Here is a 17,752-nt window from a genome sequence, read left to right on the forward strand (position 1 = left end):
GGCAAGTTCATTGTCCCCACTTCGGCGCTGGTGGATGGCTTTCGCGAGGAGCCAGAGACAGGAAGTTCGCCTGTCTTTGTCTCCTCGCTACGCCTACCACAGCAGTCGCCTTCGTTGGATTGCGGGTAGGGCAGTTCGGATAGTTTTTTTAAAAGTGGTTTCGTGCGTGAGTGACTATGGGTTACGTTTCGGATAACAGTGCGTAATAAGCGGCGTTGGGTTGTGTTTCTAGCACGTGCTTTTTCTTTTCCTGTTTAATCAGGAGGTTGTGGTTTAGCTGTCTATGTAAGTGGCAAGTCCATTGTCCTCACTTTGGCGCTGGTGGATGGCTTTCGCGAGGAGCCAGAGACAGGAAGTTCGCCTGTCTTTGTCTCCTCGCTACGCCTACCACAACAGTCGCCTTCGTTGGATTACGGGTAGGGCAGTTCCTACACTACTTTAGCAAGAAGTACAAAATCAGTATCAGCAAGTCTCTGATCTACTTCCTATTAGAACCCCAACCTAAATAAATACCCCGCAGTAGCGCAGGCACAACTGCGGGGTAGGCCGTGGCCAGGAGCCAACTGGCAGCACCACCGCCAGCTGGCTCCTGGCTGTAGGCAATCCCCCACGTGCCTGCGCGGGTCCAGAAAGTGGACACTCATTAAATTCAGTCCCCAACAACCAGTCGAGCAACGCCCCCAAGTAAAAGTAACAAAGGCCCGCAGCCGCATAGTATTATCGCCAAACGCGTTTCTTAATTGGGTAACTTATCCCCACTTCGGAACCGTTGAATTCTTTCACGATGTCGCTAAACTTTTACTACTTAGAACCGCAACCGAAATAAAAACCACTCAGTAGCGCAGGCACAACTGCGGGGTAGGCCGTGGCCATGAGACAACTGGCAGCACCACCGCCAGCTGGCTCCTGGCTGTAGGCAATCCCCCACGTGCCTGCGCGGGTCCAGAAAGTGAACACTCACTAATTTCAGTCCCCAATAACCAGTCGAGCAACGCCCCAAAGAAAAGGTGAAAAAGGCTCGCAGCCGCCTAGTCTTTCTGCCAAGTGCATTCCTTAGTCGGGTAACAAAGGAACCCCCTCCATTGACCAACCCAGTTACATACGAAAAAACATGTAACTTGCCCCTTGCCAACTAATCAGAAAATTCGTAGTATAGAAGAGAAGGAGTGTGAAGGCCTTGTTAACAGCTCTTACAAGTGGAGGGAAGCAAGTCGTGCTAACACGGCAGTTGTCCTTGACCAGCTTACGAGAGTGGCGTAAAAACGAATCCTTTCATTGTCCTCAATGCAAAGAACCAGTACTCCTGAAAGTCGGCGACATCATAATCCCACACTTTGCTCACCTGAAGCAAACCACCTGCCGGGACAGTTTCTCAGAAGGGGAGTCCCCAACCCATCTGCTCGGTAAAATCCAACTCTATGAACTATTTTCACATCTTCACCTACAAACCGAAATGGAACCCTATCTGCCTGATATCCGACAACGTCCTGATCTGCTGGTAACGTGGCAAAATGAGAAAATTCCAATCGAATTCCAATGCAGTACGATTCCCATTGCACATATCCTCGAGCGAAACGCAGGCTACCATAGCGTAAATATGAATCCTATATGGATCGTCCTAACACCTCCTAAAGTTCAAGATTCCCTAGCATTTGTCCTTACCCATCGATTCACTCAATTTCAACAACACTTTATCCGCCACATTCATTCACATGCGAAAGAAACGTTATCAGTGTTTTTAACATATAATCCATCCAAGCAACAATTTCACTACCTCAGTCATTTCATTCATCTTGGCGGTACCGCATTTGCAATGTGTCACTCCGTCATGCGAATCAAACATCAAACCATTCCTTTCGCTATTCCTGCTACTCCATCCACAAAGGATATAGAAGATCTGACACGTCAATATCAATCTGCGCGCAGAAAGTATCTTCGGTCGGTTATTGGGTATAATCAAAGAGGTATCCATCATCGTTTTTTGCGTGCGTGTTATGAAATGCGTGTGCAGCCCGTTCAACTTCCCACATGGATCGGCGTTCCAACATTCGGACAAGAGGCATTTACAGAGTCCGACTATGAATGGCAATTGCTTCTTATTGCGGCCATCCGGCAAACGAGAACTACAGCCTTCCAACTAAATCGTTCCTTTCTTCATTCATTTATCAAAACATTTGAAGGGGATTCAAGCCGACAATTAGAAGCTTGTCAAAACTATGTGGATTTCTTGAGAGAGCAACGCATAGATATCTATCGACTGGATAAATTGATGGGCAGAGATTTTGTACTGGAAATACTTTCAGGGCGATTTCTTGCAATGCATGCCAGGAATTGAGAAAATACAAGAGAATCAAATTACGGTAAATGCAGAAGGAGGAATTGGATTGACGAATGATAACAAAGTATTGATGCGCGATGAAATATCTGAAGAGGAAACATGGCGCTTGGAAGATATATTTTCTTCTGATGAAGAATGGGATAAAGAATACAGCAAAATTGAAGAGATGGCTAAAGAAGCAGAACAGTATAAAGGCACTCTTGGCAATGGCGCTCGTCCACTGTTTGAAGCGCTAACATATCGTGATAAATTGGCGGAACGACTACGTAGATTATATACGTATGCGCATCTTAAAACAGATCAAGATACGACGAACAGTTTTTATCAGGCAATGGATGGCCGAATTAGAACGTTAGTTGTGAAAATATCTACAGCGTTATCTTATTTCACTCCAGAATTACTTTCCATTGATGAAAAGCAATTGAATGAAACGATTGAGTCACATGAAGGCTTGCGTTTATATAAACAGGAATTTGAAGAGTTGAATGCAGAACGCGCTCACGTTTTGTCCTCAGAACAGGAACAATTAATCGCGCAGTTGTCTGAAGTGACAGGAAAGTCCTCTGAAACCTTCAGTATGTTAAACAACGCGGATTTAACTTTCGGTTTGGTCAAAGACGAAGAGGGAAATGACATTCAATTAACACATGGTCGTTATTCGCAATTCCTAGAGAGTAAAGATCCGAAAGTACGCGAAGCGGCATTTAAAGAAATGTATTCAAGATATGGAGAGTTCAAAAATACATTTGCTTCGACGTTAAGCGGTAATGTAAAAGGGCATAATGTGAATGCACGAATTAGAAATTATAGTTCAGCAAGAGCGGCAGCATTATCGAATAACCATATTCCAGAACAAGTATATGAAAATCTATTGTCTACCATCAATAAAAATCTAGGCTTACTGCATCGTTATGTAGCCTTGCGTAAAAAAGTATTGAATGTGGATACGCTTCATATGTGGGATATCTACACACCACTAGTTGAAGATACGAAGATGAAATACACATACGAGGAAGCGAAAGAGACTATGCTTGAGAGCTTCCATCCGCTCGGTGAAGACTATCGGGCTGTTGTAAAAGAAGGTCTTGATAATCGCTGGGTGGATGTTCGTGAAAATAAAGGGAAACGTTCAGGTGCGTATTCTTCAGGTTCTTATGGAACAAACCCATACATTTTAATGAACTGGCAAGACAATGTAAGCAATTTATTTACGTTAGCACATGAGTTTGGACATAGTGTACACAGCTATTACTCCCGTAAATATCAACCATTCATTTATAGTGGATACTCTATATTTGTCGCGGAAGTTGCGTCAACAGTTAATGAGGCGTTACTCAATGATCACTTATTAAAAGTGACGACAGATGAAGATCAGCGAATCTACTTGTTGAACTATTGGTTGGATGGATTCCGTGCGACGGTGTTCCGCCAGACGATGTTTGCGGAATACGAGCACTTGATTCACAAGCTGGATCAAGAGGGCGTGCCGTTGACGGCTGAAAAATTAACAGAAGAATACTATGCGCTAAACAAAAAGTATTATGGTGACGCGATTGTTAGTGACGAGGAAATTGGTTTAGAGTGGGCACGTATTCCTCACTTCTATATGAACTATTATGTTTATCAATATGCAACAGGATATAGTGCAGCTGTAGCACTTAGCAAACAGATTCTAGAAGAGGGCGAGCCAGCAGTAGAACGTTATATTTCGAACTTCTTGAAGGCGGGATCATCCGATTATCCTATTGAAGTACTTAAAAAGGCGGGTGTCGATATGACATCTGAAAAACCAATTGAAGAGGCTTGTCGAGTATTTGAAGCACGATTAGATGAGTTAGAACAGTTATTAGCAAAGAGAGGATAATGTGGGTTTACAGGTTTCGACAGAAGTCTGCGGAGACTGTGACATTTAGACGAAAGCTGTTATAATTTGTTGAACTCATAAGTCATTTATGATATGGTGTAAATGTGGAATAAATCACATACCAAACATACACCCCTTTTGTTTGAACGTGAACATTTCTCCCATTCCCTTTGAAAGAGAGCATTCACTCCCCCCCAGGAGCGGATGCTCTTTTCTTTACGTTTTAATACAAAAAAGCCGAAGCCCCCAAGAAATTGGTGGGCTTCGACTGGTATAAGGGCTATTTGATTAGTGAACAATTAGGTTGTTTTTTACGCCATAATGTACGATCTTGGAAAGGAATTCGTTCGATTTCCTGTTTCAGTAAGCGTTTCTTTAATACGCGTTCAGCTTCTTTTTCTGTCACGTGGCACATTTCCGCGATTTCCTTCGTTGTCAGTAAGTCAAAGCGATTGAATAAAGAATCAATAGAAGGGGGTATGTCGGGTAGGAGTTGTCCTCCGACTAGTTCTTCTAAAATCTGTTCGTAGATCACATAGTCATAGAGGCCACTCACTTTTAATCCTTCATCTTCAATATTGCTATTGAAGAAAACGAAAGTTGGAGCTTCATCTACTTCCATTTCGTTACCTAAATACGTATCGACTTGCAAAGCACGTGATGTTTCTTCAGAAGTGAAATCTGCGATAAATTCATCTACGTCCAAATTAATGCGAGCGGCAATTTCGATGAGTACTGAATAGGATGCGACATCACGTTTCTTCAAAAAAGAATATTCAAGTAAACAGGATAAGTAACGGAATCCAGCTCGCTTACCTTGGAATTCTGCAGCTTTCACTGCAATATTAGGGAAACAAGGGTTTGACCGCTTGATAGACTTGGCGTCATTCGGATCGATTAAAGCAGTTGGATTCAGTTTTGTTATAGGTGTTCTCAACGCGATGCGTAACGTGAAATAGTGATCGTATTCGACTTGCATTTTACGTAGCAACGGCTGTAGTGACCAACAGTCCTTACAATAAGGATCTAGAAATACATAGAGTTCAATGGGCTTTACTGAAGCAGAGTAGTGTAACGTATCATCAATAACAGTTAGATAGTTCACTGATCTTCCTCCTCGTTCCTATTTACCATATGGTTGGCTGTTAAGACAAGGCGTTTATAGTAGACTTCCCGAAGTGGACCCTCCAGTCCTACGTCGTCCATTGCTTCAGCCATGCATGCTAGCCATGCTTCTGCGCGTGTAGGTGTAATAGGGAAAGGGTTATGTCGAGCTTTCATCATTGGATGTCCGTGCTCTTCCGTGAATAGGTTCGGGCCACCTAGATATTGTGTTTGAAATTGTTTTTGCTTCCTAATGGTTTCAGTTAAATCATCAGGGAATATTGGAATGAGGTCTGGGTGAACAGCCACTTTTGCGTAAAATGTTTCAATCAATTCGTGTAACTTTTTCTCGCCGATCTCCTCAAAAGGGATGACAGGTTTTCGAGTCATTGAATTCACACCCCTTCGTACATCTGTATCTGTATTCTATCAACGAACGAAATTCTATACAAATAAAAGAACTTATTTTGTTTCTTGTTATATAGCAGTTTGGTTAAAAAGATCGTATAAACTGTTGAGAATAGTGAGTTTAAAGATCAGTAATAATAGGAAGGGCAGCGTTAATCGACACCTTGCGCTTACGAGCAATTAAAAAGTAGTTGGAACATCTTGTGAAATAAAACGATAGCTTCAACATTAAATCATTTGCTGATAGTAGTTCATGACTTTTTTTACGTAGTTCTGAGTTTCTTTGAAGGGGGGAATGCCTCCGTATTTTTTTACGTTCCCTGGTCCTGCGTTGTAGGCTGCTAGTGCCATTTCGTTTGAGCCGAATTGGTTGAGCATGTTGCGCAAGTATTTGGCTCCGCCCATGATGTTCTGTTTTGGGTCCATCGAGTTTGTTACGCCCAAGTATTTAGCTGTGCCTGGCATGAGTTGCATGAGTCCGGCTGCGCCTGCGTGACTTTTTGCATTGCTCTTGAAGTTGGATTCTTGTTTGATGACTGCGGCAATTAGTTTTTCTGGTAGTTGATATTGATCGGCAGCTTGTTTGATGATGTCTGCATATGGATTGTTGGTTCCTGGTGACGAGGTGGCAGGTGATGTAGCGGTAAATTTTTCAACTGGGCTTGTGGATATGCCAAACGGTATGATATTGCTTCCTTGGCTGAGTAGTTGCTCGGATGGTTTTGCGAGTTCAGTGCTCATGTTAGTGCCTTCCTTCAATTGTGTAAGCATCATTTGGAATGCATTGGAGCTAGTCGGTGGATTACTACTAAAGGATTGAACCGCTCCAAGAGTTTGTAGTGTATTGATTTCAAGGAGTAACCGAGTGTTAATTGGGTCGAGATTCATACTTTTTCCTCCTGTTTATTCAAGGTATTAAATGGATTCATTTATTATATCTATTATACCAACTTTCTTACCATAATGCACAGTAACGAAATGCAACTACGTGTGGCATATGGTAGACTAAACGTAAAGTCTATAATTAAGGAAGTGGATGTCTTGGATATGAAAAATGAAATCATTGAAACGAGTATGAACGGTAATGAAGTTCAATTTATATTGAATCCTGAGGCAGAATGGCCGTTAGGTTCCCCAACTGGAAAAATGTTGACAGACACAGATCGTCAATCGTTTGTATATATCTTTGATCACGAGACCGGCTATCGGTATGCATATTTTCCTAAGGACAGTTGGGGCGGACTAGTAGATATGCTGTTACAACAAGCAGAACCTGTGTTAATCTGGCAAGATGAGAAAATACTATTAACAGGTGCTGCAGACGAATTGCAGGCGTTGATTTTTAATATAGAGGGTAATGATAACTATGGTGAGGAATTCAGTACAGCTGTCGAAGAGATATTCAAGCCAGTACTGGAAAAGGTGAATTGATATATGGCAAAAGAATTTCACAAAAAGAATGGAAGTGACGTAATGAAATTCACAATTCAGTCGCGAAATGACGAGATATCTAATAAGTTAATGAAAGAAGCACGAGTGTATTTACGCGATTTTGGTTTGAAATACGATGAAGAAGAACCGGACATTGTATTGTCCATCGGTGGGGATGGAACGCTATTGCATGCTTTCCATAAATACATACACCGCCTGGATAAGACATCATTTGTGGGGATTCATACGGGTCACTTAGGATTTTATGCGGACTGGAAACCATCTGAAATAGAAAAATTGGTGATCTTGATCGCAAGACAAGAGTATGAAGTTATAGAGTATCCTTTGATTGAAGTAACGATCAATTATCGTCATTCTGAAAAAAGCGCATCCTATTTAGCGTTGAATGAATCTACAGTGAAATCACCTGAAGTTACGTTGGTGATGGATGTTGAATTAAATGGAGAACACTTTGAACGCTTTAGAGGAGACGGGCTTTGCATGTCGACGCCGTCGGGATCAACTGCTTACAGTAAATCTCTTGGTGGAGCGATTATCCATCCTTCATTGCCATCCATGCAATTGACAGAAATGGCATCCATTAATAATCGTGTATTCCGTACAGTAGGATCTCCACTCATTTTACCGGATCATCATATTTGTACATTGACGCCTGTAAAAGGTCCTGATTTCATGGTGACAGTCGATCATTTGCAATTGCTTCATAAAGATGTGAAATCCATCGAATACAAAGTATCCAATGAAAAAATGGGCTTTGCGCGCTTCCGTCCTTTCCCATTCTGGAAACGTGTAGAAGAGTCATTTGTAGCGAGTGATTTAATTTATGAACGTGAAGATGATGAAAAGAAAAAATAATACGCTGTTTCAATTACAATTCGTTGTGAAGGAAAGTGGATTGCTTCGTGAGTTTATAGCACTGCATGAAATTTCTAAAACGACGTTAACAGCTATTAAATATCGCGGTGGAGAGATATTGGTGAATGGACAGTCTCAAAACGTGCGTCATCAGTTGCAGCCAAATGATCAAGTGACCGTGGTATTCCCTCCGGAACAGGTGAGTGATGGATTGACTCCGCAAGAGGGTGCATTATCGATTTTGTATGAAGATGAAACCCTTCTGGTGCTTGATAAACCAGCTGGACAGAGTACGATACCTTCTCGCAATCATCCTTCTGGAACGCTTGCGAATTTTGTTTGTGGAAAATTTGAAAGAGAAGGTATACTTTCGACTGCTCATATGGTGACACGCCTTGATACAGATACATCAGGTATTATTTGTGTGGCGAAAAACCGTCATATCCATCATCTATTGAGCAAACAGATGACAGATGATTTGTTTCAACGACAATACACTGCATTTGCAGAACGTATAATTTCTACGCCATTCTTGACTATCGAACAACCGATTGGTAGAAAAGATGGAAGTATCATTGAAAGAATTGTACGGCAAGATGGTCAGTATTCAAAAACGGATGTGTCAGTAAAAGCACATTACCGTAATGCAGCAGACTGTTTTTCCGTCATAGACTTGACGTTGCACACAGGCCGGACGCATCAAATTCGCGTGCATATGCAATGGCTCGGTCATCCACTTGTTGGTGATGATTTATACGGTGCGAATCGAGACGTATTCCCACGCCAAGCATTGCATTGCTCTGGCGTCAGTTTACTTCACCCAATCACCAAAGAAAGAATGCACTTTACTAGTCCGTTGCCGGAAGATATGCAATACTATTTACGGCAAAGTCAGCAAGTGTGCGGATTCTCTCAACAGCAACAACTCTGTTAATGTGAAGAAAAATGTACGGTGTATAGGAACTTACTAGTACGTGTAAGCGTACCGTATGTGCAGAAGGGAAGGTGTGAAATCATGACTACTCAACCAGAACAAATGAAAAGTGAAATCGTTTTGGATGCAGTTAAGTTACGAGAATTGCTGATCAACGAAGATATCCATTCGTTCAGACAGGAATATCTAGTACTTCATCCATATGATCGAGCGACTTTTTATGAAGAAGTTGGTGCAGAGCTTCGGGAATTGATGTATTTTTATCTATCACCAAAAGAACTTGCGGAAATATTTGAAACAAGTGAAATTGAAGAAGATGAATACGAAGAGTTCCTTGAGGAGATGGACGCGACATATGCCGCAGAGATGATTTCATACATGTTTGTGGATAATGCGGTAGATGTCCTGAAAGAACTAGATAAAAAGAAGGTCGTCAGCTATTTAACGTTGATGGATAAAGAAGCTGCGATTCAAATTAAAGCATTACTACACTATGAAGAATATACAGCTGGTTCAATTATGACGACGGAATTCGTTACAGTCTCTGAGAATTCCACTGTCCGTTCCGCAATGACCATTTTGCGTAGTGAAGCACCAAGCGCTGAAACGATTTACTATATTTTTGTTGTAGATGACTACCAGCGTTTAACTGGGGTCGTTTCGTTACGCGATTTGATAATTGCAGATGAAGATACATTAATTCGCTCCATAATGAGTGATCGCCTCGTCAGCGTATCAGTTTCCGACGACCAAGAAGATGTCGCCCGAACGATTCAGGACTATAACTTCTTAGCTGTTCCAGTTGTCGATTTCCAACAACACATTCTAGGGATTATCACAGTCGATGACATTATCGACGTAATCGATGAAGAAGCATCGGATGACTATTCTAAACTTGCCGGTGTCTCGACGATGGATACATTTGATAAAAACCCATTCTCTGCTGCGAAAAAACGGATTCCTTGGCTTTTGATTTTATTAGTTCTCGGAATGTTAACAGCAAACTTAATTGATTTATTTACGGAAACGATTTCTCAAGTTGCTCTATTAGCGGCATTTATCCCACTGATCGCCGGAACAGCCGGAAATAGTGGAACTCAGTCACTTGCTGTTGCAGTTCGTGGTATCGCAACGCGTGATATTGAAGATGAGAGTAAGTTGAAGTTACTGATGCGAGAAGCGGGTACTGGAATTATTACAGGTGTGATTTGTGCAATATTTGTAGTTTTATTAATCTTTATCTGGAAGCATGAACTAGTTATTGCTTTACTAGTAGGAGCTGCGATGTTGGTCTCCATTTTCGTTGCAACCATTTCAGGATCATTTATTCCCTTATTTATGCATAAACTTAAAGTGGACCCGGCTGTTGCCTCAGGACCATTTATTACAACACTAAACGACGTCATAAGTGTCGTCATATATCTAGGCCTTGCAACAGTATTCCTTAGTTCATTATGAACTAGGAATACTGTTTTTTTATTTTGGAACGTTGGGCGTTTAACTTACATATGCTAACTAAAAGGAAGTGATGAAAATGCGTCATGAAAAGCCGTTAATGTTCATCTCCAGCCCCGTTATTAGAAAATATCGGTATACACCTATTGTAGAAGAAGAAAGCACATCCGTTTTTGAACCGGAACACTCAAGAGAGTTGGAGCGTCCTGAAGTCTTACCCGTCCCTGAAAGCTTATCGGCACAAGAGTCACCAGAGATTCAACAAGAACTATTGGCTACCCATCTCATCCGTCAAAGATTGGAATATTTGCAACACCCATTCCGCAAAGAATTATACGCTCCATTAGAAATTATCACTATAAAAGGTAGTGTTAAAGGAAAGTTCCACGACTTAGAAAACGAAATCGTCTGGATCAACTCGAATAAAGAAATAACGTCAGTCCGTATTGAAGAAATTTTAGATATCCTCTGGAAACAGCAATCATTTACTATTTAATTCTTACTATTAACAAGGCGAACCTGCTATTGGGTTCGTCTTGTTTTTTTGTTTCAGTTTATCATGAAGATAATGCATCAGCATTCTAAAAATAGAAAACTACATTAGTTGATTGTAAGTGGAACGCATCCACCGAGAACGTCGATCAATGGCGTCCTTCACAACACCCTAAATTCTTCTGTTAAATAAAAAAGGACGAACCCTATTAATATAGGGTCCGCCATTTAGCATTGCAAGCAACCAATTAATACTCGTCGCAGAAATCAATATATACATCATCAATACACTGAATACCGCAGAAACAGCTCAAGTCAACCGTTAAGCACGTATTCGTAGGTCCGAAACCATTCACCTTACAAATCTTTTCATAACAGATTTTTCCGTCTGTAGTAATATCAAACGGCTTTCCGTTATACAAAGGTTGCAATACTTGAATGGTAGCACAGCAAGAATCAAACACTGTCTGTACTCGGAAAAATACAGAAACACAGCTCGTATGCTGATGAGGTGTTGAATTATGATTAGTCAATGACTGCTCTGCCGTCATCTTAGGATAATGCTTACGTTTACCACCTCGGAATACTGCCTTGAAATAATCCCCGTTACCCGTTAGCAAACTGAACACGCGTGTGTTGACGCGACCTCTAACCGGGCTGACCAAACTGCCAAGCGGCGCCATGAAACAATCTGTATCACACTCTACACAATCCACTTCCGGACACGTATTCTGAACGCGTTGGATAAAGCGCACTACTTCACAAATACAATTCGACTTATGACAGCCATCATGTTTGCTGTCTTTCTTTTCACATCCCACTACTGTCCACCTCCTGTTTGTCGTTCTCTATACTTTATGCATGGGTAATTGACATGACAGGGCGCTTTCCTCAATATGCATAAATCCGGTAAAAAAGATACATGCTAGACAGAAGGGAGGCGTTGCATTTGAAGAAGCTGAGTATATTGTTAATTATTCTTGGTCTACTTACTGGTTGCAGTGAAAAAGGAACGTTTATTAAAAATACAACTTCACACGATGAGCATTCGTTAGAGGAAGTCATCATGAGAAATGAACATGTGAAACTAGCAAAGGTATTGTTATTTGAAGACGAATTGCTCGCAGGGATTCGTGTCAATACGTTTTCCCGGTTTAAAAAGAAAGCGATTGCTACGGATATTCAAAAAAAATTGGAAAAAGAGTATCCTGATCTGAAGATCACAGTGTCAGCAGACAGTAAAATTCTGCTCGAAACGGAAAAGTTGATCCGTAAAAAAGATGAACAAGATTATCGAAAGAAAATAGATAAAATTAAATCAATCGAAAAGGAGCAAACCTGATGCAACAAGAAAAGTATGCCCAAATAGAGAAAGAGTTATCACCTAAACCACCTATTTTGAAAAATGTAATTAAAGCTTTTTTAACAGGTGGTTTGATTTGTTTAATAGGACAATTCATTGCACTTTTCTATATTACGTATTTTGATTTTACGGAACGCACAGCGAGCAATCCAACTGTTGCTACTATGATTTTCATTGCGATGTTGTTAACGGGTTTTGGATTATACAAAAAGATTTCTCAATTTGGTGGTGCCGGAGCAGCGGTACCGATTACAGGCTTCGGTAATGCTGTAGTATCGGCTGCTATTGAACATAAATCAGAAGGATATGTGCTAGGTGTTGGCGGGAATATGTTTAAATTAGCTGGTTCAGTTATTTTATTCGGTGTCTTTTCTGCCTTCGTTGTAGCATTAATCAAAACCATCCTAGTGAAGTTTGGTGTGGTCTCATGGTGATACGAGGATTGCTAAACTTTCAGTCCAAGCCAAGTATTTACGCAACAGGTGTAACAGCAGGTCCATTGGAAAAAAAGAAAAGTGTGTTTGCACAGCAGTTCGATAAAGTATACGAAGATGAGCGTTGTGATTTGCCGACAAACGAAGACGGACATAAGCAGTTAATGTATGACGCGGTGTTGATCGCACTTAGTAAAGCGAAGAAAGAGCCGGAGAAAATCGACTTTTTCCTAACTGGAGATTTGGTTAATCAGATGACTCCTTCAAATTTTACAGCTCAAGCACTTGCTATTCCATATATCGGTCTGTTTTCTGCATGCGCTACTTCAGTCTCTTCTATGATCACTGCGGCATTACTCGCGGATGCCAAGCAAGCGAACTGGATTATGGCAGGTTCTTCTAGTCAACATAACGCAATTGAGAGACAGTTTCGATATCCACTGGAGTATGGTTCGCAAAAAGGAGCAACTGCACAATGGACGGTCACGGCAGCTGGTGCAGTATTAATCGGACAACATAAAATAGATACTCCAGTTATTGACTGCGCTACTGTAGGTAAAGTGATAGACATGGGAATGACGGATCCGCTCAATATGGGATCTGCGATGGCCCCGGCTGCTAGTGATACATTGATGAATCATTTGACAGGGCATGGTAGGACAATCGATGACTATGACACGATCATCACAGGAGATTTAGGAAGCAATGGTTTCAAAATATTTAAAGCATTGGCCAATGAAAATGGTTTACCCCATACGAAAAATTTTCGAGATGCTGGCGAAGAATTTTATGGAAATGATCCGTCGTTTAAAGCGGGAGCAAGTGGATCTGGTTGTTCAGCAGCTGTATTTCTTTCCGATGTCTATCAGAAATTGCTGACGAGAGAATATAAGCGGGTCTTATTGTTGGCAACTGGCGCTTTGCTATCTCCGTTGTCATTTCAACAGGGAGATACAATTCCGTGTATAGCGCACGCGATTGAACTGTCAATGAATGAGGTGAAGGCAGAATGATATCTATATACATCACGTCGTTTATAGTCGGTGGCTTGATTTGTGTCATTGGTCAATTATTGATGGATGTCGCCAAATTAACGCCTGCTCACACATTGGTTTCATTGGTTGTGACCGGGTCGGTACTGGACGGCATTGGCTGGTATGAACCTCTAATTGATTTTGCTGGAGCTGGTGCTACGATTCCCATTACTTCATTCGGTAACGCATTAACGCACGGCGCAATGGCAGAAGCTGAGAAACACGGTCTGATCGGTGTAGTAACTGGAATGTTCGAAGTAACAAGTTCTGGAATCAGTGCGGCGATCATTTTCGGACTAATTGGTGCATTGCTCTTTACTTCAAAAGGAAATGTCTAAATTACACAAACGCCCTCTCCAATTCATTCTTCTCTGCATATAGTAGAGAAGAAAGGAAGGAGGGGTTTTTTATGTACGGATGTTACCCATCTCAAGGTTACGGTGGTTACGGATACGGTGGAGGATGTGGTGAAAGATATGGCGGTTCTTCATTCGTCTTGATTGTAGTTCTGTTTATTTTATTGATCATTGTAGGCAGAAGCTATTTCTAAGGAGGAGAACTGAATATGAACGATTCATTCTTTAAAAAAATAGAATCTAAAACGGGTGTGCCGATGGAAGAAGTCTTTGCATTAGCGAATGCCATTCAATATGCTGATTTCAAAGACGAAAACCAAGTGAGAAAAATCATTCAAAAGGTAAGTCAAGTAGCGAACAAAGACGTACCACAGTCTGTAGAAGATGAATTAGTTAACTCTATTGTGACAAGTGGTAGAGGACTAAATTTGAATGATATTTCACAAATGCTTGGCGGTAAGTAAATAAATCTACTAAAACATGTTTAGAATGCTTGCTAAGTGGATAAACTAGTAATGATGATATATTTGAAAGGGAGGTGCACATCATGGGTTATATACTACCAATACAAAATTACCAAGCACAGCAGTATGCAGAACGTATGAATAACGAACGTCATAATTTTGCATATATCGGACGAGTAAGTCCTGTGCGTCTGAAAAATGAGGAATCGAGCTATTGGGAAGATGTTCTGGCAGATGAAGAAAGACGTCGAGAAGAGCAGATGAAGCAACGAAAGAATGGTGCACCTCAACCTTTAGTTAAAAAAGGATTTATAGCACCAAATCCAGCCCAATTCTCACCTGAAATAGCAGAGGTAGTAGGAAAGGGTCAAGCGATTAATGCATATGTCTAATGCAATAAAAATACCCCTTACCACTTTTAAAGTGGCAAGGGGTATTTTTTACTGTACAATCAGTCGTTCATCAAATTTTTCTCCATAGCGCGATGAGGAATATCAGCATCCATGAATTCAGGGGATGTTACGACATAGCCTAACTTTTCGTAAAAGGGCACAGCATAGGACTGTGCATTCAAAATTAGTTTTTTCATAGAACTCTTAATCGCATGTTCTTCTAATGTATTCATAATCAAAAACCCAAGATGTTTACCACGATGTTCAGGTAAAATACAGATTCTCTCTATTTTAGCATGTGCATTTACAAGACCTCTCATACGGCCGGCACCGATTGGTTGATCCATTTCATCGTAAACGACGAAGTGGATAGCCTCCTGATCGTGTTCGTCCAACTCAAGGATCAACGGGACACCTTGTTCTTCCACAAAAACCTTCTTGCGAACGGTATACGCGTCCTGCTGACCTTTTTCATCTGCGACGATTTTTACAGTAATCTGCAAATCAAGACTCACGATCAAGACGGAACGTTTCGTATACTGTCCACGATCCATCTTCTAGTTGATAAAGTAAATGAATGCGATCGATGACTTCCGAGTGGTCGACACCTACCATTTTCATTTGGTTAATCACATCATCGTGTTCACCAGAAGTTAGGTTTTGCGCAATTGTAATATGTGGAACAAAAGCATAATTATTTTCATCATGATAGAAGTTTACATTTAAATCCTTGTGTAACTCGAGAATTTCGTCATTTGGTACAACTTTAAAGTAAATGGTATTCGTTGTTGGCGCGAACGAGCCAACTTTTGTCACGTTCAACTCAAAAGGGCTGTTTTTGATTGTAATTTCTTTTAACGCATTTGCTACTTCTTCAATTTCCTTGTCATTCGCTTCGAATGGATCTTTCAGCGTCATGTGAGGTGTGATTAGCGCATAATGCGGATCATATCTCTTCCGATAGCCATTTGCTAAATCTTGAAGTTTTTTTGAAGGGAATGCAACAATACCGTATTTCATTTTAGAGTGCCTCCTTGTGAATTGACTGAATTTTAGGTACATCTACTTTAGTATATCAGAAACTAGTCTAAGATGTCTCCTTCTATTACTAAAGGCTATTTATTTCAATCAGCGCACGGCGAATATCAGGTTGCCATGACTTCCATGTATGATCTCCGTCCAGCTCTTCATAAAAATAAGGGAATTTTTTTTCTTTCATGACTTTATGCAACTCACGGTTAGGCGTTAGAAAATCCAACCGACCGTCAGCAGTTGTGGGTACATAGGTTTCTTTATCACCGATTACATGGTAAATAGAAAGGTTGGCTGGATTTTGATTGGCCTTCACTGCTTCAAGTACTTCTTCGTTAACGAATGGTGAATGCAACACGACATTTCCGAAGCAATTTGGATATTTTAAAGCAGTCATTAATGAGACGGATGCTGCCAATGAATCGCCCATCAACATTCTTGAAGAGCCCATTTGGTATGTTGGATAGGTTTCATCAATATACTGAATTAACTCGTGTGCTAAAAAGCGGATATACGCTTTGTGTCGATCACCATCTGGGTGATACATACGTCTGCGTTCTTGCACCGTTTTATATGGGATTCCTACGATGATGACAGGTTCAATGATTTCATCTTCCATTAATTCATCGGCAATTCGGCCAATCCGTCCGTATTGAAAATAATCTTTGCCATCAGAGACGAGCATAACATTATGTTTGTATAAAGGGGAATAGCGTGCTGGTAAGTATATCAACAGTTCCATTTCTTCTTGTAGTTCATTACTGTAAAAACGAATTTCTTCAATTTTTCCTGGATTCATTTTGTAGGACCTCCATAATTAATGTACACTTAGTAATTATCATACCGATAAATAACAGTGTAAAGCTAGTGAAAACTATTGTGTATGAAGAGAGAGAGGGGAAATAATATGGATGAAGGTAAGAATATTGTTCATTCGGATGTCGTGACAGCAGCAACAAAGAACGCGTTGATCCGTCGTGGGGTTAATATTCAAGATATCGCAAAAATTGTTTATGAACTGCAAGTACCCTATAACAAAGGCTTATCGCTCGAACAGTGTGTCGACTCAGTAGAAAGTGTTCTTCGCAAACGTGAATTGCAACACGCCATATTGGTTGGTGTTGAATTGGATGAAATGGCTGAAAGAGGTCAGCTATCGGAACCGCTTCAGCAAATCGTTGAATCAGATGAAGGTTTATTCGGAGTCGATGAAACCATCGCATTGGGTGCGGTATACACATACGGTTCAATCGCGGTTACTACTTTCGGTCACTTAGATAAGAACAAAGTCGGCATCATCAACGAATTGGATACAAAAAAAGGAATTGGTATCCATACGTTCTTGGATGATTTGGTGGCAAGTGTGGCGGCGTGTGCGGCGTCTAGAATTGCACATAGAACGCGCGATTTGCAAGAAGCTGGTCTAACGTTTAAAGATGTACAAAATGGCAAGAGCTAATAACTGAACTGCCCTAGATCATCATTTCTAGCGGCAGTTTTTTTGTTTGAGCTGTAGTTTTTTCTTGTTTGTTGGAATAGGTTTTTGTAATGAGTGCGTAGTAAGCGGCTTTGGGTTGTGGTTCTTGCAGGTGCTTTTTCTGTTTCCTGTTTAATCAGGAGGTTGTGGTTTAGCTGCCTATGTAAGTGGCAAGTTCATTGTCCCCACTTCGGCGCTGGTGGATGGCTTTCGCGAGGAGCCAGAGACAGGAAGTTCGCCTGTCTTTGTCTCCTCGCTACGCCTACCACAGCAGTCGCCTTCGTTGGATTGGGTGTAG

22 protein-coding genes are annotated in these 17,752 nt (G+C 41.1%); 15 read left to right on the forward strand and 7 right to left on the reverse strand.

The genetic code is table 11. From position 1 onward, the window contains the following. The first annotated feature begins 1,213 nt into the window (after positions 1 to 1,213). Together CSV72_RS15920 and pepF are read left to right on the forward strand one after the other, a co-directional pair. Entirely contained in the window at positions 1,214 to 2,335 is a 1,122-nt protein-coding gene (locus tag CSV72_RS15920) for a competence protein CoiA family protein (protein WP_233191340.1), read from the forward strand. A gap of 73 nt (positions 2,336 to 2,408) precedes the next feature. Further along, positions 2,409 to 4,202, forward strand: coding sequence for an oligoendopeptidase F (gene pepF, locus CSV72_RS15925; protein WP_099679167.1), 1,794 nt, complete (start codon positions 2,409 to 2,411; stop codon positions 4,200 to 4,202). Between the two features lie 280 nt (positions 4,203 to 4,482). Here the strand turns inward: pepF and CSV72_RS15930 are convergent, their stop codons facing one another. The 3 genes from CSV72_RS15930 to CSV72_RS17235 all read right to left on the reverse strand — a co-directional run bounded on the left by CSV72_RS15930 (position 4,483) and on the right by CSV72_RS17235 (position 6,602). Further along, positions 4,483 to 5,307, reverse strand: a complete 825-nt coding sequence (locus CSV72_RS15930) for a DsbA family protein (RefSeq protein ID WP_099679154.1) — start codon at positions 5,305 to 5,307, stop codon at positions 4,483 to 4,485. Continuing rightward, positions 5,304 to 5,696, reverse strand: a complete 393-nt coding sequence (locus CSV72_RS15935) for a globin domain-containing protein (protein ID WP_099679155.1) — start codon at positions 5,694 to 5,696, stop codon at positions 5,304 to 5,306. The genes CSV72_RS15930 and CSV72_RS15935 overlap by 4 nt, the downstream gene beginning before the upstream one ends. Positions 5,697 to 5,942: 246 nt before the next feature. Beyond that, the gene (locus CSV72_RS17235) at positions 5,943 to 6,602 is read right to left on the reverse strand and encodes a lytic transglycosylase domain-containing protein (RefSeq protein ID WP_099679156.1); all 660 of its coding nucleotides are present in this window, start codon (positions 6,600 to 6,602) and stop codon (positions 5,943 to 5,945) included. A 75-nt stretch (positions 6,603 to 6,677) separates the two neighbouring features. On the opposite strand from CSV72_RS17235, the gene CSV72_RS15945 reads away from it, so the two are divergent. The 5 genes from CSV72_RS15945 (at position 6,678) to CSV72_RS15965 (ending at position 10,906) form a co-directional block, all read left to right on the forward strand. Then, positions 6,678 to 7,145 (forward strand): UPF0738 family protein, encoded by a 468-nt coding sequence (locus CSV72_RS15945; protein WP_158232250.1) that lies wholly within the window; start codon positions 6,678 to 6,680, stop codon positions 7,143 to 7,145. 42 nt (positions 7,146 to 7,187) lie between these two features. Next, complete coding sequence (locus CSV72_RS15950; protein WP_029052471.1) at positions 7,188 to 8,021, forward strand: NAD kinase; 834 nt, start codon at positions 7,188 to 7,190, stop codon at positions 8,019 to 8,021. Continuing rightward, positions 8,002 to 8,955 carry an RluA family pseudouridine synthase gene (locus CSV72_RS15955; protein WP_369802939.1) on the forward strand — a complete coding sequence of 318 codons (954 nt, stop codon included), beginning with the start codon at positions 8,002 to 8,004 and terminating at the stop codon, positions 8,953 to 8,955. The genes CSV72_RS15950 and CSV72_RS15955 overlap by 20 nt, the downstream gene beginning before the upstream one ends. 81 nt (positions 8,956 to 9,036) lie before the next feature. Beyond that, the gene (gene mgtE, locus CSV72_RS15960) at positions 9,037 to 10,413 is read left to right on the forward strand and encodes a magnesium transporter (protein ID WP_099679158.1); all 1,377 of its coding nucleotides are present in this window, start codon (positions 9,037 to 9,039) and stop codon (positions 10,411 to 10,413) included. A 76-nt stretch (positions 10,414 to 10,489) separates the two neighbouring features. Continuing rightward, entirely contained in the window at positions 10,490 to 10,906 is a 417-nt protein-coding gene (locus CSV72_RS15965) for a hypothetical protein (protein WP_099679159.1), read from the forward strand. A 244-nt stretch (positions 10,907 to 11,150) separates the two neighbouring features. On the opposite strand, the gene CSV72_RS15970 is transcribed toward CSV72_RS15965, so the two are convergent. Then, the gene (locus tag CSV72_RS15970; RefSeq protein WP_099679160.1) at positions 11,151 to 11,723 is read right to left on the reverse strand and encodes a CotY/CotZ family spore coat protein; all 573 of its coding nucleotides are present in this window, start codon (positions 11,721 to 11,723) and stop codon (positions 11,151 to 11,153) included. A gap of 128 nt (positions 11,724 to 11,851) precedes the next feature. On the opposite strand from CSV72_RS15970, the gene CSV72_RS15975 reads away from it, so the two are divergent. The 7 genes from CSV72_RS15975 to CSV72_RS16005 all read left to right on the forward strand — a co-directional run bounded on the left by CSV72_RS15975 (position 11,852) and on the right by CSV72_RS16005 (position 14,945). Continuing rightward, the gene (locus CSV72_RS15975; protein ID WP_099679161.1) at positions 11,852 to 12,244 is read left to right on the forward strand and encodes a hypothetical protein; all 393 of its coding nucleotides are present in this window, start codon (positions 11,852 to 11,854) and stop codon (positions 12,242 to 12,244) included. Beyond that, the gene (gene spoVAC, locus CSV72_RS15980; protein WP_085428471.1) at positions 12,244 to 12,699 is read left to right on the forward strand and encodes a stage V sporulation protein AC; all 456 of its coding nucleotides are present in this window, start codon (positions 12,244 to 12,246) and stop codon (positions 12,697 to 12,699) included. The genes CSV72_RS15975 and spoVAC overlap by 1 nt, the downstream gene beginning before the upstream one ends. After that, complete coding sequence (locus tag CSV72_RS15985; RefSeq protein WP_099679162.1) at positions 12,693 to 13,712, forward strand: beta-ketoacyl-[acyl-carrier-protein] synthase family protein; 1,020 nt, start codon at positions 12,693 to 12,695, stop codon at positions 13,710 to 13,712. Before spoVAC ends, CSV72_RS15985 begins: the two co-directional genes overlap by 7 nt. Further along, a complete protein-coding gene (gene spoVAE / locus CSV72_RS15990) occupies positions 13,709 to 14,071 on the forward strand; it encodes a stage V sporulation protein AE (protein ID WP_099679163.1) in 363 nt (120 codons plus the stop codon). The genes CSV72_RS15985 and spoVAE overlap by 4 nt, the downstream gene beginning before the upstream one ends. A 71-nt stretch (positions 14,072 to 14,142) precedes the next feature. Further along, positions 14,143 to 14,283 (forward strand): YjcZ family sporulation protein, encoded by a 141-nt coding sequence (locus CSV72_RS17200; RefSeq protein ID WP_099635546.1) that lies wholly within the window; start codon positions 14,143 to 14,145, stop codon positions 14,281 to 14,283. Between the two features lie 15 nt (positions 14,284 to 14,298). After that, the gene (locus tag CSV72_RS16000; protein ID WP_099635547.1) at positions 14,299 to 14,553 is read left to right on the forward strand and encodes a stage VI sporulation protein F; all 255 of its coding nucleotides are present in this window, start codon (positions 14,299 to 14,301) and stop codon (positions 14,551 to 14,553) included. A gap of 83 nt (positions 14,554 to 14,636) precedes the next feature. Beyond that, a complete protein-coding gene (locus tag CSV72_RS16005; RefSeq protein ID WP_099635548.1) occupies positions 14,637 to 14,945 on the forward strand; it encodes a hypothetical protein in 309 nt (102 codons plus the stop codon). Between the two features lie 59 nt (positions 14,946 to 15,004). Here CSV72_RS16005 and CSV72_RS16010 read toward each other — a convergent pair whose 3' ends face one another. The 3 genes from CSV72_RS16010 to CSV72_RS16020 all read right to left on the reverse strand — a co-directional run bounded on the left by CSV72_RS16010 (position 15,005) and on the right by CSV72_RS16020 (position 16,776). Further along, entirely contained in the window at positions 15,005 to 15,460 is a 456-nt protein-coding gene (locus CSV72_RS16010) for a GNAT family N-acetyltransferase (RefSeq protein ID WP_233191338.1), read from the reverse strand. Further along, the gene (locus CSV72_RS16015) at positions 15,450 to 15,965 is read right to left on the reverse strand and encodes a YjcG family protein (RefSeq protein WP_099635550.1); all 516 of its coding nucleotides are present in this window, start codon (positions 15,963 to 15,965) and stop codon (positions 15,450 to 15,452) included. The genes CSV72_RS16010 and CSV72_RS16015 overlap by 11 nt, the downstream gene beginning before the upstream one ends. Positions 15,966 to 16,053: 88 nt before the next feature. Continuing rightward, the gene (locus CSV72_RS16020) at positions 16,054 to 16,776 is read right to left on the reverse strand and encodes an alpha/beta hydrolase (RefSeq protein WP_099679165.1); all 723 of its coding nucleotides are present in this window, start codon (positions 16,774 to 16,776) and stop codon (positions 16,054 to 16,056) included. Positions 16,777 to 16,884: 108 nt separating this feature from the next. Here CSV72_RS16020 and CSV72_RS16025 point away from each other — a divergent pair, with 108 nt between their 5' ends. Continuing rightward, on the forward strand, positions 16,885 to 17,436 hold the full coding sequence (locus CSV72_RS16025) for a phosphatidylglycerophosphatase A family protein (protein ID WP_099679166.1): 552 nt from the start codon (positions 16,885 to 16,887) through the stop codon (positions 17,434 to 17,436). Positions 17,437 to 17,752 lie beyond the last annotated feature (316 nt).

The organism is Sporosarcina sp. P20a, assembly GCF_002743175.1.
Lineage (GTDB): Bacteria > Bacillota > Bacilli > Bacillales_A > Planococcaceae > Sporosarcina.